Here is a 13,828-nt window from a genome sequence, read left to right on the forward strand (position 1 = left end):
AACACGCAGGACCACTCAGATGCAACGAGGCTTTGAATGCTGCCCGAACTCACCGACCTGAACAGTCTTCGTACGGCGCTGACGGATGCGCCCGGCCCCGATCAAGTCGCCGATCAAGGCGCGCGCGCGCGCAACGGTCAGTTGACCAAACCGCCGGGCGCGTTGGGCAGGCTCGAGGATCTGGCCATCTGGTACGCGGGTTGGCGCGGTGACGCGCAACCGCAGATCACCGCGCCTCAGGTCATTGTGTTTGCTGGCAATCACGGGGTGACCGCGCAGGGCGTATCGGCGTTCCCGCCGGAAGTCACCGTGCAGATGGTCATGAATTTCGAACATGGCGGTGCGGCGATCAACCAGTTGGCCAAGGCCGCAGGGGCCAAAATGGATGTTCACGCCCTGGAGCTGGACAACCCCACGGCAGATTTCACTCAAGGCCCTGCAATGAGTGAGGCCGAGGTGCTGAGTGCTCTGCGCACCGGGTGGCAGGCGGTGGACCCGCACGCGGATGTACTGGTGGTCGGTGAGATGGGCATCGGCAACACGACACCCGCCGCCGCCATCGCCTGCGCGCTGTTCGGAGGCGACGCGGCGGATTGGACGGGCAGGGGCACCGGTGTCGATGATGCCGGGTTGGCCAACAAAACGCGGGTCGTGGCCGAAGGTGTCGCTTTGCATGGTCAGACAGATGACGGGCTGGACATCTTGCGCTGCTTGGGCGGGCGCGAAATTGCGGCCATGGCGGGTGCAATCGCCGCCGCTCGGGTCCTGCGGATTCCGGTCATTCTGGATGGCTTTATCTGCACCGCCGCTGCGGCCTGTCTGGCACGGGTATCGGACACGGCTCTGGACCACGCGGTTGCGGGCCATCAAAGTGCCGAAGGCGCGCATGGTGCGATGCTGTCCCGATTGGGAAAGGCGCCGTTGCTGAACCTTGGGCTGCGGTTGGGGGAAGGGTCAGGCGGCGCGTTGGCGATCAATATCCTCAGAAGCGCGGTGGCCTGCCATTCGGGTATGGCGACCTTTGCCGAAGCGGGCGTTTCCGACGGGTAACGCGGCGGCCTGACCACCACGGAGGGGTTTGGTCAGGCGCGCTGTTTCTCGTGTTCTTCGGCCAATTCCAGCAACGCGGTTTCAAGGTCTTTGTCCAGTTGCCGCGACCGTTCGATGTATTTCTTGTTCTCGGCGGTTGCCATGCCAGGTATCCACAGCTCGGCCAGTTCCCGGACAGACATACGATCGTGGTGGTAAAAGGTCTGCTCGGCCTGCGCCGCCTCGTATTCGCTGAGCCCTATGTTCTCCAGCACATAGCGCCCGGCCCGCAGTGAACCGTCGAACATCTCGCGCACGATGTCATTGGCACCGGCCTGATAGAGCTCGTAAACGTGGTTGCGGTCGCGCGCACGGGCGATGATGTGCAGGTCGGGCCGTTGGCGGCGCGCATAGCTGACCAATCGGGTGACCTGTTTAAAATCGTCCATCGCCGCAACCAGAACTGACGCCTTTTCCAGCCCCGCCGCCCGCAGCAGTTCGGGGCGGGTGGGATCACCCAGAAAGCCCTTGACCCCAAATCGCCGCATCAGCTGGATCGTTTCGATATCATGGTCCAGAACCACTGTTTTGAACCCGCTGGCACGCACCAGTCGGTTGACGATCTGGCCAAACCTGCCAATTCCCGCGATGATGACAGGCCCTTTCTCGTCGATCGTATCGGGTTCGACCTGCGGATTGCTGTCGCCCAGAAACCGGTTGATCAGATCATAGATGATGAACAACAGCGGGGTGATCAGCATCGTCAAGGCGATGATCATCAGCAGCTTTTGCGACAGGTCCGGCGGGATGACATTCTGTTGCGTCGAAAAGGCCAGCAGAACAAACCCGAATTCACCGGCCTGGGCAAGACCAAGCGTAAACAGCCAGTGGTCGCGTTTGTGCAGTTTGAAGGCGCGCCCGACCGCAAACAGGATGATGCCTTTGACAAGGATCACCAGCAACGCCAGCCCGATCAGGTCAAACGGATCGTTGAAGAAATAAGCGACGTTGATGCCTGCTCCGACCGTGATGAAGAACAGACCCAGCAACAGGCCCTTGAACGGCTCAAGGTCGCTTTCCATCTCATGCCGGAATTCCGAGCTGGCCAGAACAACGCCCGCCAGAAACGCGCCCAGAGCGGGCGACAGTCCGACCAGCGTCATCAGGAAGGAAATGCCCACCACGATCATCAAGGCCAGCGCGGTATACATCTCGCGCAGGCGCGTGGCGTGGATGAAGCGGAACAGCGGGCGTGTCAGGTAGATACCGGCCAGTATCACAAAGGCGATGACACCGATGGTGACCAGTGTCACCGCCCACCCGGGAAGCCCTTCGACAAGGGACAGGGTGTGGTGATGATCTGCGCCATGCGCCGCCTCGCCGCCACGGGAGATCGAGCCATCATTCTGAAGTGTTGCCATCGGCGGAAGAGCCAGCAATGGCAGCAAGGCCAGAATGGGGATGACCGCGATATCCTGCGTCAGCAGAACGGAAAACGTGGCCCGACCGCCGTTGGTCTGCATCAGCCCTTTCTCGGACAGGGTCTGCAGCACAATCGCTGTCGAGGACAATGACAGTGTCAGTCCCACCGCCAGCGCTATGGACCACTGATGGCCCGCGTAGAAGGTCACCGCTGCAATCACCAGCGTCGACACACCCACCTGCAATCCGCCCAAGCCCAGCAGCTTGTCGCGCATGTCCCAAAGGGCGCGGGGCTCCAGCTCCAGCCCGATCAGGAACAGCATCATGACCACACCGAACTCGGCTACATGCTGCAGGCTCTCGGTCTCGGCGCCGACCAACCCAAGGATCGGGCCGATCACAAGACCGGCTGCCAGATACCCCAGAACCGAGCCCAGCCCAAGGCGCGCCGACAGGGGCACGGCGATCACGGCCGCAGCCAGATAAATCGATGCCTGATAAAGGAATTCGTTCATTGTCTTTTCCCTGAGCCTCTAGGTCGGCAATGGCGCATCGCGTTTAAGCTGGTCCATGACAATCTGGCTTTGGACCCGCGCAACCGCAGGATGCGGCAGGATCACTTCGTGAAGCAAGCTGTTGAGTGCGGATAAGTCGTCACAATAGACGTGAAGCAGATAATCTGCCTCGCCGGTCATCGTCCAGGCGCTGCTGATTTCGGGGCGGGTGTTGACCATGCGGGCAAAGCTGGCGGATTGATCCGGGCCATGAGTGCCCAGATGCACCTGAATGAACCCCTGCACTTGCAGCCCAAGCTTCAGCGGGTCCAGACGGGCGGTGTATCCGGTGATATAGCCCTCGGCCTCAAGCCGCTGTCGGCGGCGACCCGCCTGACTGGCGGACAGGTTCAGCATCTCGCCCAATTGGTGCGCCGTCAGATGGGCATCTTTCTGCAAAGCTGACAGCAGTCGCGTGTCTGTCGCATCCAGCATGTGCGGCTATTCCTCGGATTCTGCCCTTTTTGCGCGGTCTTTGCGCGCTTCCTCACAGTTTACACGAAAACAATGCGCAGAAACAGCGCGTATTAAGGCTTATTTTTGAATCAGCAATAAATTTCCTGTTTACCACGGAGACGCGCAATGGGTCCTTTCCCGCACAATGCCCCCAAATCTGTCATCACCGAAGAAAACCCCGCTGGTACGGATGGTTTCGAGTTCGTCGAATTCGCGCATCCCGAACCGCAGGAGCTTCGCGACCTGTTTGCCCGCATGGGGTTCGAATATGTCGGATATCACCGCAACACACCGTCGGTCGAACTGTGGCAGCAAGGCGATGTCACCTACATCCTGAACGCGGACCCTGACAGCTATGCCGCGAAATTCGTGGACGAACACGGCCCTTGCGCCCCGTCGATGGGCTGGCGCGTTGTGGATGCGCAAAAGGCCTATGAACACGCGATTGCCAAAGGGGCCGAGCCGTATGACGCAGCCGACAAGACCATGGGCGTGCCTGCCATCAAAGGAATCGGCGGTTCGCTGATCTATTTCATTGATCAGTATTACGACACATCGCCCTACAACGAAGAATTCGAGTGGCTGAAACAATCCAAGCCGGGCGGTGACGGGTTCTATTACCTCGACCACCTGACCCATAACGTGTTCAAGGGCAACATGGACAAGTGGTTCAAATTCTACGGTGATCTGTTCAATTTCCGCGAAATCCGGTTCTTCGATATCCAGGGCAAGTTCACCGGGCTTTACAGCCGCGCGCTGACCTCACCCTGTGGTCGCATTCGCATTCCGATCAACGAAGATCGGGGCGAGACCGGGCAGATCGTGTCCTACTTGAAAAAGTATAAAGGTGAAGGCATCCAGCACATCGCGGTGGGCAGCGACGACATCTACGCTTCGACAGATGCGATCGCGGAAAAGGGTCTGAAGTTCATGCCCGGCCCGAACGAGACCTATTATGATCTCTCCTATGATCGTGTGACCGGCCATGATGAGCCCAAGGACCGGATGATGAAACACGGTATCCTGATTGACGGCGAAGGCGTCGTGGACGGCGGCGAAACCAAGATTTTGCTGCAGATCTTCTCGAAAACCGTTATTGGCCCGATCTTCTTTGAGTTCATTCAGCGCAAGGGCGATGACGGGTTCGGCGAAGGAAATTTCAAAGCGCTGTTCGAATCCATCGAACGCGAGCAGATCGAGGCTGGGGAAATCTCCGCCGCATAATCTGAGCCAAGGCAATATGACACTGGGCCAAGGGTGGCCCGGTGTTATCCGCTGGGTATTTTGAGCGTCACGTTGCGGCCGCCTTTTTGGTACCGCAACTCGCTGTCGCCGATGGCGATAACGTTGCCGCCGTCGATGCGATCCCCGATTTTCAGTTTTCTGTAACGCCCGCTGGGCAACCGCACCAATGCCCGGCGATTGGCGGTTGTACCATAAACCCCGATCAGGTTGAGTTTGCGCAGATTGATCGCATTGTCGATCGTGGCCTGTCGCGCAACCGAAGCCGTTGTCGGGATTTTGGGTTTGACCGTTTTGGGCTGGAACGAACCGGCCTCGTCGCTTTTGGCCGTGACATTGGCCGTCGAGCCCAGCGGCGCCTTGGCGTCACCCGGTTTTTGTGCGACCAGCGCGGCGATGTTGGGCGATCTGGGCTTGGGGCGCGGAACCCGAACGACGGCCAGCGCCGTTGGGGTATGGTCCACTTCGGGCGGCACTTCCAAACCCTCGGGGCGCAGCTTGGGGCGGATGACGGCCAGTTCTTCGCGCGACCGCCCCCCCAGTTGGTCACGTTCGAATTGATCGACCAGATTGGCGGGGCGCGGCCGAGGGCGAAAGCCTGCCAATCGGGTGTCGGCCTCGGATTCGGCTTCGGTCGGATCGGCCTCGAACCGGACCGGAGGTTCCGGTGGCACCGATGACGGGCGTCCGAGGTAGACCATGATGCCGTCGGGGTTCAGCGTTCCGTCCCGGCTCGGAGACACAAGACCCCGTTCATCCAGTTCAAATCGCTGACCGGCCTGACCGGGCAGGGCCACGACCTCGACCGGTGCATCCGTGGTCAGGCTGTCAAAACCGGGCAGAGCGACCGCATCCTGCGATAAATCCGATCGGTCGACCGAGCTGAGATAGATGTCGCCCAACCCCCTGACCGCTGGCGGGGACAAGGCTGCCGGGGCGCGTGGTACTGTGCCGGTAAAGTCGCGAAATACAGGGTCGTTGCTGACATCCGGCGAGATAAGTTCGACCGGTTTGGGCGCGACATTCAGCGCTTCGAGAATGGGGTCACTGGTTAACGCCTCCAGAATAGCCTCATCCGTGGGCGAAAGGGGTGGCGAGTCCTCGGCCGTCGGCTCTTGCGGTTTGGCGGGCAGCGCCGCGACTTCGGGCGCGGGTGGCTCGGACTGTGGCACCGTGTTCGTCTGGTTGGCGGAAGGGGCCTCGGGAAGCGTCGGCGCGTCTGCCACTTCGACCCGTGGCTGAGGAGGTGTTACGGTTGCATTGGTGCGTTCAGCAGGGACACCGCTGTCCTGAGGCTGAGACGGACGCAGCGACCAGACCCCCAGCACCATCCCGAACAGGACAGAGGCCGCCACAACCGGCACCAGCAAGCGCCCTCGCTTGCCCGAAAACACGCGCGTTGGGGTGCTTTCCGACTGGACCGAGCGAAACGCCTCAGGATCGGCGGCTTGCGCGATCTGATGCACCAGAGGGGCATCCTGGTCGGCGTCGTCTTTCACAGCGTCTTGGGGCTCGTCCGACGGTTCTGCGACAAAGGGCGTCATCTCGGCGGTCAGTTCAAACTGCGGGTCTGTCAATGCCCCCAACTCGGTGGCGCATAGGCAGAACCGTTCAGGCACGAACCCATATGTCCGGGCGAACTCGCTGGCCTCGATCAGGGTTGATTTGGCGACCGCAGCAACCTGCGTAGCCTGATCGTCCGCTGATAAGGTATAAGCCAGATCGTCCAAGTCATAGGGAGTGGCCCCGGCCAATATGTCCCGAATGGCTTGTTCTCTGGCCTCAGGTGTCAGTTCAGCCACATCGACGGTCAGAATTCGCACCTGGTCCGGCGGAATGATCAGCCGGCAGCTCAGGTCATGTTTCAGCGCGAAGCCCTGATCGCGCAGGGCTTGCATATCAGCGGCCAGGTCCGTTTCGGTCAATGCAACGGTGCCGATGCAATACCAGTCACCATCGGACCAGTGATGCAGGGAAATGCCGTTTTCAGAAAATGACAGCGCAAAGGCGGGTTTCATAATCCGGATGAACCATAATTGTCAGCTTCAGTGCAAACGCTCTTGCGCCCGCCCAACGAGATTAGAGCAGGATCCCGCCGAGGGAAAGAAAAAGCCGTGTGACCCTCTTGTTATGTCGGGCGGCAAACGCCCATCTATGGTGCAAGTCAACAGGAGGGATCACCTTGAAGACACTCGCTTTTCTGGCCGCCATGACGGCCGCCGTCGCAGCGATGCCTGCCGCTGCGGAAGAACGTCGCATTACCGTCAGCGGCGCGGGCACGGCCCTGTCCGCACCCGACATGGCAACGATCACCCTAGGCGTCACCAATCAGGATGCGCAGGCCTCGGTTGCGATGCAGGCCACGTCTGATGCGGTGACGCAGATTCTGCAGCGTCTGGATGAGATGGGTTTGGACGCGCGCGACGTTCAGACCCGCGATCTGTCCCTGTCTCCGGTCTGGTCCGGACGAACAGGGCAAAGCAACGAGCCCCCCGAGATCACCGGGTTCACGGCCTCGAACCGGGTCTTTGTGCGCGTGCGCGCGCTGGACGATCTGGGCGCCATCATGGATGCCGTCATTCAGGACGGGGCCAATGACTTTGGCGGGTTGAGCTTTGGCGTGCAGGATCCCAAACCGCTTGAGGCCGAGGCCCGCGCTCAAGCCGTGGCAGACGCCAAGGCCAAGGCCGAGCAACTGGCAGAAGCCGCCGGGATAACCTTGGGCCAGATCGTGTCGATCAACGATCAGGGGGGTGGTGTGCGCCCGGTGGCGCAAATGCGCGAAATGAGTCTGGCCGACGCCGGAGTGGTGCCCGTCGCCGCGGGCGAAATTTCAGTATCCGTCAATATCTCGATGGTGTTCGAAATCGCCGAATAGGATCAGATGTGGGCGCGGGCTTGCAACGACTGACGTTGTTGGCCCGCGTCATCGAAGTTCGCGGGGTCAAGCCAGGCTTCGAACGCATCCCGGATACGCGGCCATTCGCTATCGATGATCGAAAACCACGCCGTGTCCCGGTTGCGGCCCTTGTAATGAGTGGCCTGCCGGAAGATGCCCTCGAAGGTAAAGCCCAGCCGCTCTGCGGCACTTCGGGAAGGTGCATTCAGCGCGTCGCATTTCCATTCATAGCGACGATACCCCAACTCGTCGAATACCCGGCGCATCATCAGATACATGGTCTCGGTCGAGGGCGGCTTGCGCTGCAGCAGGGGCGAAAAGTGGATATGCCCGACCTCGATGGCACCCGCTGCAGCATCGATCCGAAGGTACGAGGCCATCCCGACCGGAATGTGCTGCGCATCCAGAACCGTGTGGAATATCGGGTCCGCATCCATGCAGTGGGACTGCGCCCAGTCAAAGAATTCCTGCTCGCGCCTGAACGGTCCGTAAGGCAGGTAGGTCCAGTTTCGCCCCTCGGCATCGTTGGCAAACGCCCGGTACAATCCGGGCGCATGCCGGTTCACGTCAAGAGGCACAACCGAGCAATACCGGCCTTCCATCGGTGTGTAGGGCGGTGTCGGGCGTGGGAATGCGCCCGACACCGGTCGTCCGATGGGTTGACCCAGATCGTTGGTGTCATGCCCGGCCATGGCCTCAGGCCGTCGCCTTGGACAGGGCCTGATCCAGATCAGCAATCAGATCGTCCGCGTCTTCGATCCCGATGGACACACGCACGACACCCGGACCGGCCCCGGCCGCTTTTTGCTGTTCGGGGGTCAACTGACGGTGGGTGGTCGAAGCCGAGTGGATGATCAGCGACCGCGCATCGCCAAGGTTGGCCACATGGCTGAAAATCTCCAGCGCATTCACCAGCTTGACGCAGGCGTCATAGCCGCCTTTGACCGCAAAGGTGAACAGCGCGCCTGCGCCCTTCTTGTACTGCGCCTTGACCCGGTCGTGATAGGGGGACGAGGGCAGGCCCGCATATGTCACGTAGTCCACGCGGTCATCCGCCTCTAACCACGCGGCGATCTTCTGGGCGTTTTCGACATGGCGCTCCATCCGCAGCGACAGGGTTTCGATCCCCATCAACGTGTAATGCGCCGCTTGCGGGTTCATCGTCATGCCCAGATCGCGCAGGCCGATGGCGATGCTGTGGAAGGTGAAAGCCAGCGGGCCGAAGGTCTCGTGGAATTTCAGGCCGTGATAGGCTGGTTCCGGTTCGCTGAGCGAGGGGAACTTGTCGTTCGCCGACCAGTCGAACTTGCCCGAATCCACAATGCAGCCGCCGGTGACGGTGCCGTTGCCGGTCAGGTATTTGGTGGTCGAGTGCACAACAAGAGTGGCACCGTGTTCGATCGGGCGGCACAGGTAGGGCGTGGCCGAGGTGTTGTCGACGATCAGCGGAATGCCTGCTGCGTCGGCCACATCCGCCAGCGAACGGATGTCGGTGACATAGCCGCCGGGGTTGGCGATGGATTCGCAGAACACGGCGCGGGTGTTTTCGTCAATGGCGTCCTTGACGGCGTCCAGATCATCGGTATCGACAAATTTGGCAGACCAGCCAAAGCGTTTGATGGTCTGGCTGAACTGCGTGACCGTGCCGCCATACAGACGGGTCGAGGCCACCACGTTGCATCCCGGTCCCATCAGCGTGAACAGCGCCATGATCTGCGCCGCATGACCCGAAGAACAACAGACCGCGCCAACACCGCCCTCAAGTGTCGCCACACGTTCCTGCAGCACGGCAACGGTCGGGTTGGTCAGGCGGGAATAGATAAAGCCGACCTCTTGCAGATTGAACAAGGCGGCGGCGTGTTCGGCATCGCGGAAGACATAAGCGGTGGTTTGATAAATCGGGGTCTGGCGCGCGCCTGTCGCCGGATCGGGGCGGGCCCCGGCGTGGATTTGCAGCGTGTCGAAACCGTAGGTTGGGCCGTCTGACATCTAAGAATTCTCCTGTTGGTATGGGTTTTGCAAAATGTCTAGGGCATTGAAAGCCCGCGCACAACGGGGACGTCAACGAAGCCAGAGGCCCTTTGCCTTGATCTGTTTTCGAATGACCTGTTCGCGTCCGGGCAGGTTCTCGCGATCAAACAGAGCCCGGATTTTCGCGCCCTTTCCCTGAATCACCAGCTTTTTGATCGGGTCATAGCCTTTCAGCACTTTCTTGACCTTGTTTGGCGTGGTGACCGTTTGCAGCACATCGACCACATGATCGCTTTCGCGCGCATAAAGAAGGGGAAACAGGCGATAGTGACAACTGACCGAGCCGTCCAGCAAGCCGGGCGGCAGTGCATCGCGCCCACCGCCAAGCGCGTGAACGGCAAGGGGCAGGGCGATCTGGTCCAGCCAAGGGTCCAGAACCTGCCCGGTCAGTTCCGGAATATCCTCGTCGCGGATGGTGCGGGCATAGTCCAGAAACCGTGCGCCGAACGCGTGCGGGCAACGGTAGAAGAAATAGCCTGCATTGAAATACAGATACCTGCGCCAGTAGTTCTCCGGCTGCCTGCGGTCCAGTGAGCTTTCGAAATCCAGCCCGAACCTGCCATAGAGCGCGCGCCAGATGCCGTCATACCCCGGCCCATACAGCGTGGGGCGCGGCCAGGTTCCTTCAACCTTCAGCGACGCGCCGGGACGGTCAAAGTCAAATGGCACATCAGCCAACTCTCCGGTGATCAGCGTGTCGCTGTCGAAGAACACAAAGGGCTCGCCTTCGGGCAAGGCGCGCAGCGCTTCGATCTTGTTGCCGAACGGGTAGCTCTCGCCAAACACCTCGGACTGGAACGGAAGGATCTCGGCGTCCAACTGGTGCAGCGCGGTCAACACGTCCGGGTTTTGGATGGCCGGGTTTTGCGACCACAATGGACCGGCCTGCGGGACCCCGACAAAGACCCGACCGGCGAATTTGGGCGACGAATGACGCAATGAGGCGGCGAACAGCAAAGCCTCGTACTGCAGCCGGTTGTTCTGCCCGATGATGAGGATATTGAATTTTGCCGGGTGTGCCTGCATTCGGGTGCTTTCTGGACGGGCCGGATTTAAGCTTGGTTTCCATCGAACTACAGGAACGTAGGATGGTCGTCAAAACCGGATACAACCTGCGGTTTGAAAAATGCACGGACCATCCCATCTAATATCTCAGCTAACGGTCAGGAGAGTGCATATGCGGGTCAATGCAGATTTCAGCCAGCGCGTCGCGGTTCATTTCAATGAGACGGATTGGGTGGCATCGCCGTCAGCCGGGGTCGAGCGTAAGATGCTGGACCGGATCGGAGCTGAGGTGGCGCGGGCCACAACCATAGTTCGATTTGCGCCGGGAAGCGCATTTGCGGCCCACACCCATGATGGTGGCGAGGAATATCTGGTGCTTGATGGGGTTTTTCAGGATGAAACCGGTGACTTCCCGGTGGGTAGTTATGTGCGAAACCCTCCGACGTCTTCACATACACCGTCAGCCAGCGAAGGTGCGACCATCCTGGTCAAACTGCACCAGTTCGATCCGGATGACCGGACAGAGGTGCGCCGGTCAATCAATGGTGCGGGCAATGTGCAATTGTACCGTGACACGTATGAGGACGTGCAGGTGCAGGACTGGGCGGCAGGCGAAGGTATCGAGCTGGACGCATCGAAAGGGATCGAGGTCTTTGTGATCAGCGGATCGTTCACCGAAGGGCAAGAGCATTTTGGTGAATGGGACTGGCTGCGGTTGCCACCCGGAACAAGCTCGACCGCAACCGCCGGCGATGCCGGTGCCCGTGTCTGGATCAAGTCCGGGCATCTTGGTGGGATGGTCTGAGGCCGAAATAGCGTCAGAATTAGGCGATATGTGTTGAAATCCGGGCCTTGCCGTCCGGATTTTGGATTTTTTGACCATTTGGCAAATTTTACCAATTGATAAAAAATCAGAATGTGCCAAGCTGTACCGTATAACAACATATCTACAGGGAGTAGAGTGATGGCACAGGGCCAGATGGCACCCGGGATTGTCCCAGGGCGGCTTTCCAGCGATGAGCTGACCTCGAATTTCACCGATCTGCATCCGCCGCTGGCCCCGCATGAGGCCGCCGTGGCCGCAGACCGCTGTTATTTCTGCTATGACGCGCCATGTGTGACGGCCTGTCCGACGGATATCGATATTCCGCTGTTCATTCGTCAGATACAGGCCGGTCAACCCAAGGCGGCGGGCCAGACCATCCTTGAACAGAACATTCTGGGCGGCATGTGCGCCCGCGTCTGTCCGACCGAAACTTTGTGCGAAGAGGCCTGCGTGCGTGAAGCGGCCGAGGGCAAACCGGTTGAGATCGGTCGTCTGCAGCGTTTCGCCACTGATGATGTCATGGCCTCTGGGGTGCATCCTTTCGCGCGCGCATCGGCCACTGGCAAAACGGTTGCTGTTGTCGGGGCGGGGCCTGCGGGTCTGGCCTGCGCGCATCGACTTGCCATGCTGGGCCATGACGTTGTCATTCATGAAAGCAGACCCAAACCCGGCGGTCTGAACGAATACGGTATTGCCGCCTATAAATCGACAAATGATTTTGCGCAGGCTGAGGTGGACTGGCTGTTGAAGATCGGTGGCATCACGATTGAGACGGGCTCGGTTCTGGGGGAAACGATCTCGCTGGATGGGTTGCTGGCGTCTTACGATGCAGTGTTTCTGTCGATCGGCTTGGCCGGGGTCAATGCGCTGCGGGCACAGGGCGCGGATAAGGATGGCGTGCGCAATGCGGTCGATTTCATCTCGGATGTCCGGCAGGCCGGTGACCTGGCGCATCTGCCGGTCGGGCGCAACGTTGTTGTCATCGGCGGTGGCATGACGGCCATTGATGCGGCGGTAAAGTCCAGACTGCTTGGGGCCGAACATGTCACGATTGCCTACCGGCGAGATCGCGACGCAATGGGGGCCAGCCGGTATGAGCAGGACCTTGCGGCCTCGCACGGGGTTCGGATCCTGACTAACGTGCAGCCGGTGGCCGTGCATGGCAACGGGGCTGCCGCCGAGATTGAACTGGAATACACCTCCAGCCATGACGGACAGTTGCGCGGAACCGGCGAAACCATCCGGCTGCCTGCAGATCAGGTTCTCAAGGCGATTGGGCAAACGCTGGACGGCGCGCCCGAGGGGTTGACGCTGGACGGCAGCAAGATCGCAGTCAGCGGGGCTGGTCGGACATCGATGCAAGGTGTTTGGGCCGGAGGCGATTGTGCGTCCGGCGGTGAGGATTTGACCGTGACTGCAGTGGCCGAGGGCAGGGATGCCGCGATGGACATCCACGCAACACTGGTTTCGTGATACGATGAGGTCTCAAATCCCCATATATCTCAGCTGAGGTCTAGTCATGTCCCGGATCGAAGAAGCCGTCGCCCAGCATTATACGACAGGTGCCTTGACCGAGCGCGTTCGCCTTGCCTTGCAAGCCAGTGGCATCGACCCGGATGCCGCCACTGTCGCGGATCTCAAGGCCGGGGATGAATTTCACACGGGCGGCGTTGCGGCAACCGATCACCTGTTTGCGCAATTGTCGCCGACCCATGCAACCCGCGTGCTTGATATCGGGTGTGGTGTTGGCGGGACGTCGCGCTATATCGCGGATCGCTATGATGCGACGGTCACCGGCGTTGATCTGACCCCGGAATTTGTCGAAACCGCAGCGGCGCTGAGCGCACTTGTGGGGTTGTCGGATCAGCTGACCTTTCATGTCGGCAGCGCGCTGGACATGCCGGTGACGGATGCGGGGTTTGATCTTGCGGTGATGCTGCATGTCGGAATGAATATCGCTGACAAGCCCGGCTTGTTTGCAGAGGTTTCGCGTGTTCTGGCAACGGGCGGCACCTTTGCCCTGTTCGACGTGATGGGTGGCGATGTTGACGAGGCGCTGGTTTTTCCTCTGCCATGGTCGACGCAGTCTGAGACGTCCTTTGTGCACAACCCGGATGTCTACAAAAGCGCAGCCGCGGCGGCGGGCCTGGAGTTGGTTGCCGAGACTGACCGGACAGAGTTCGCGGTGGCCTTTTTTGAAGAAGTGTTCGCCAAGACTGCGGAAACCAGCCCTGCGCCTTTGGGCATCCATCTGATGATGGGTGAGACCGCGCCCGAGAAATTCCAGAACTACGTCCAAAACCTGCACGCCGGGCGCATCCGTCCGACGGAAATGATTTTCAAGAAAACCGGCTGACGCGCCGG

12 protein-coding genes are annotated in these 13,828 nt (G+C 60.3%); 6 read left to right on the forward strand and 6 right to left on the reverse strand.

Translation table 11 applies throughout. From position 1 onward, the window contains the following. Nucleotides 1-36: 36 nt before the first annotated feature. On the forward strand, nucleotides 37-1,050 hold the full coding sequence (gene cobT / locus ACRZ9X_RS04570; protein WP_480516247.1) for a nicotinate-nucleotide--dimethylbenzimidazole phosphoribosyltransferase: 1,014 nt from the start codon (nucleotides 37-39) through the stop codon (nucleotides 1,048-1,050). A gap of 32 nt (nucleotides 1,051-1,082) precedes the next feature. Here the strand turns inward: cobT and ACRZ9X_RS04575 are convergent, their stop codons facing one another. Further along, a complete protein-coding gene (locus tag ACRZ9X_RS04575) occupies nucleotides 1,083-2,966 on the reverse strand; it encodes a monovalent cation:proton antiporter-2 (CPA2) family protein (RefSeq protein ID WP_480516249.1) in 1,884 nt (627 codons plus the stop codon). Between the two features lie 18 nt (nucleotides 2,967-2,984). Continuing rightward, nucleotides 2,985-3,440: an Lrp/AsnC family transcriptional regulator gene (locus ACRZ9X_RS04580; protein ID WP_170669588.1), complete on the reverse strand. Its 456-nt coding sequence runs from the start codon at nucleotides 3,438-3,440 to the stop codon at nucleotides 2,985-2,987. Between the two features lie 147 nt (nucleotides 3,441-3,587). Here ACRZ9X_RS04580 and hppD point away from each other — a divergent pair, with 147 nt between their 5' ends. Further along, entirely contained in the window at nucleotides 3,588-4,685 is a 1,098-nt protein-coding gene (gene hppD / locus ACRZ9X_RS04585; RefSeq protein WP_480516252.1) for a 4-hydroxyphenylpyruvate dioxygenase, read from the forward strand. Between the two features lie 44 nt (nucleotides 4,686-4,729). Here hppD and ACRZ9X_RS04590 read toward each other — a convergent pair whose 3' ends face one another. Next, entirely contained in the window at nucleotides 4,730-6,721 is a 1,992-nt protein-coding gene (locus ACRZ9X_RS04590) for a hypothetical protein (protein WP_480516254.1), read from the reverse strand. A gap of 164 nt (nucleotides 6,722-6,885) precedes the next feature. On the opposite strand from ACRZ9X_RS04590, the gene ACRZ9X_RS04595 reads away from it, so the two are divergent. Next, nucleotides 6,886-7,581, forward strand: coding sequence for an SIMPL domain-containing protein (locus ACRZ9X_RS04595; protein ID WP_480516256.1), 696 nt, complete (start codon nucleotides 6,886-6,888; stop codon nucleotides 7,579-7,581). Between the two features lie 2 nt (nucleotides 7,582-7,583). Here the strand turns inward: ACRZ9X_RS04595 and ACRZ9X_RS04600 are convergent, their stop codons facing one another. From ACRZ9X_RS04600 to ACRZ9X_RS04610, 3 genes are all read right to left on the reverse strand, one after another. Next, the gene (locus tag ACRZ9X_RS04600) at nucleotides 7,584-8,294 is read right to left on the reverse strand and encodes a GNAT family N-acetyltransferase (RefSeq protein ID WP_480516257.1); all 711 of its coding nucleotides are present in this window, start codon (nucleotides 8,292-8,294) and stop codon (nucleotides 7,584-7,586) included. A 4-nt stretch (nucleotides 8,295-8,298) separates the two neighbouring features. Beyond that, entirely contained in the window at nucleotides 8,299-9,591 is a 1,293-nt protein-coding gene (locus ACRZ9X_RS04605; RefSeq protein WP_480516259.1) for an O-acetylhomoserine aminocarboxypropyltransferase/cysteine synthase family protein, read from the reverse strand. 72 nt (nucleotides 9,592-9,663) lie between these two features. Then, the gene (locus tag ACRZ9X_RS04610; protein ID WP_480516261.1) at nucleotides 9,664-10,659 is read right to left on the reverse strand and encodes a hypothetical protein; all 996 of its coding nucleotides are present in this window, start codon (nucleotides 10,657-10,659) and stop codon (nucleotides 9,664-9,666) included. A 151-nt stretch (nucleotides 10,660-10,810) separates the two neighbouring features. Between ACRZ9X_RS04610 and ACRZ9X_RS04615 the strand changes: the two genes are divergently transcribed. The 3 genes from ACRZ9X_RS04615 to ACRZ9X_RS04625 all read left to right on the forward strand — a co-directional run bounded on the left by ACRZ9X_RS04615 (nucleotide 10,811) and on the right by ACRZ9X_RS04625 (nucleotide 13,820). Beyond that, the gene (locus ACRZ9X_RS04615) at nucleotides 10,811-11,443 is read left to right on the forward strand and encodes a cupin domain-containing protein (protein WP_480516263.1); all 633 of its coding nucleotides are present in this window, start codon (nucleotides 10,811-10,813) and stop codon (nucleotides 11,441-11,443) included. Between the two features lie 159 nt (nucleotides 11,444-11,602). Next, nucleotides 11,603-12,937, forward strand: coding sequence for an NAD(P)-dependent oxidoreductase (locus tag ACRZ9X_RS04620; protein WP_480516265.1), 1,335 nt, complete (start codon nucleotides 11,603-11,605; stop codon nucleotides 12,935-12,937). Nucleotides 12,938-12,983: 46 nt separating this feature from the next. Further along, nucleotides 12,984-13,820, forward strand: a complete 837-nt coding sequence (locus tag ACRZ9X_RS04625; protein WP_480516267.1) for a methyltransferase domain-containing protein — start codon at nucleotides 12,984-12,986, stop codon at nucleotides 13,818-13,820. The last annotated feature ends 8 nt before the right edge of the window (nucleotides 13,821-13,828 follow it).

Source organism: Ruegeria sp. AL1 (assembly GCF_056540905.1).

Bases quoted from the DNA above. Each gene is read 5' to 3' on its own strand.
- cobT (WP_480516247.1), top strand. From the start codon at position 37: ATGCTGCCCGAACTCACCGACCTGAACAGTCTTCGTACGGCGCTGACG.
- ACRZ9X_RS04575 (WP_480516249.1), bottom strand. From the start codon at position 2,966: ATGAACGAATTCCTTTATCAGGCATCGATTTATCTGGCTGCGGCCGTG.
- ACRZ9X_RS04580 (WP_170669588.1), bottom strand. From the start codon at position 3,440: ATGCTGGATGCGACAGACACGCGACTGCTGTCAGCTTTGCAGAAAGAT.
- hppD (WP_480516252.1), top strand. From the start codon at position 3,588: ATGGGTCCTTTCCCGCACAATGCCCCCAAATCTGTCATCACCGAAGAA.
- ACRZ9X_RS04590 (WP_480516254.1), bottom strand. From the start codon at position 6,721: ATGAAACCCGCCTTTGCGCTGTCATTTTCTGAAAACGGCATTTCCCTG.
- ACRZ9X_RS04600 (WP_480516257.1), bottom strand. From the start codon at position 8,294: ATGGCCGGGCATGACACCAACGATCTGGGTCAACCCATCGGACGACCG.
- ACRZ9X_RS04605 (WP_480516259.1), bottom strand. From the start codon at position 9,591: ATGTCAGACGGCCCAACCTACGGTTTCGACACGCTGCAAATCCACGCC.
- ACRZ9X_RS04610 (WP_480516261.1), bottom strand. From the start codon at position 10,659: ATGCAGGCACACCCGGCAAAATTCAATATCCTCATCATCGGGCAGAAC.
- ACRZ9X_RS04615 (WP_480516263.1), top strand. From the start codon at position 10,811: ATGCGGGTCAATGCAGATTTCAGCCAGCGCGTCGCGGTTCATTTCAAT.
- ACRZ9X_RS04620 (WP_480516265.1), top strand. From the start codon at position 11,603: ATGGCACAGGGCCAGATGGCACCCGGGATTGTCCCAGGGCGGCTTTCC.
- ACRZ9X_RS04625 (WP_480516267.1), top strand. From the start codon at position 12,984: ATGTCCCGGATCGAAGAAGCCGTCGCCCAGCATTATACGACAGGTGCC.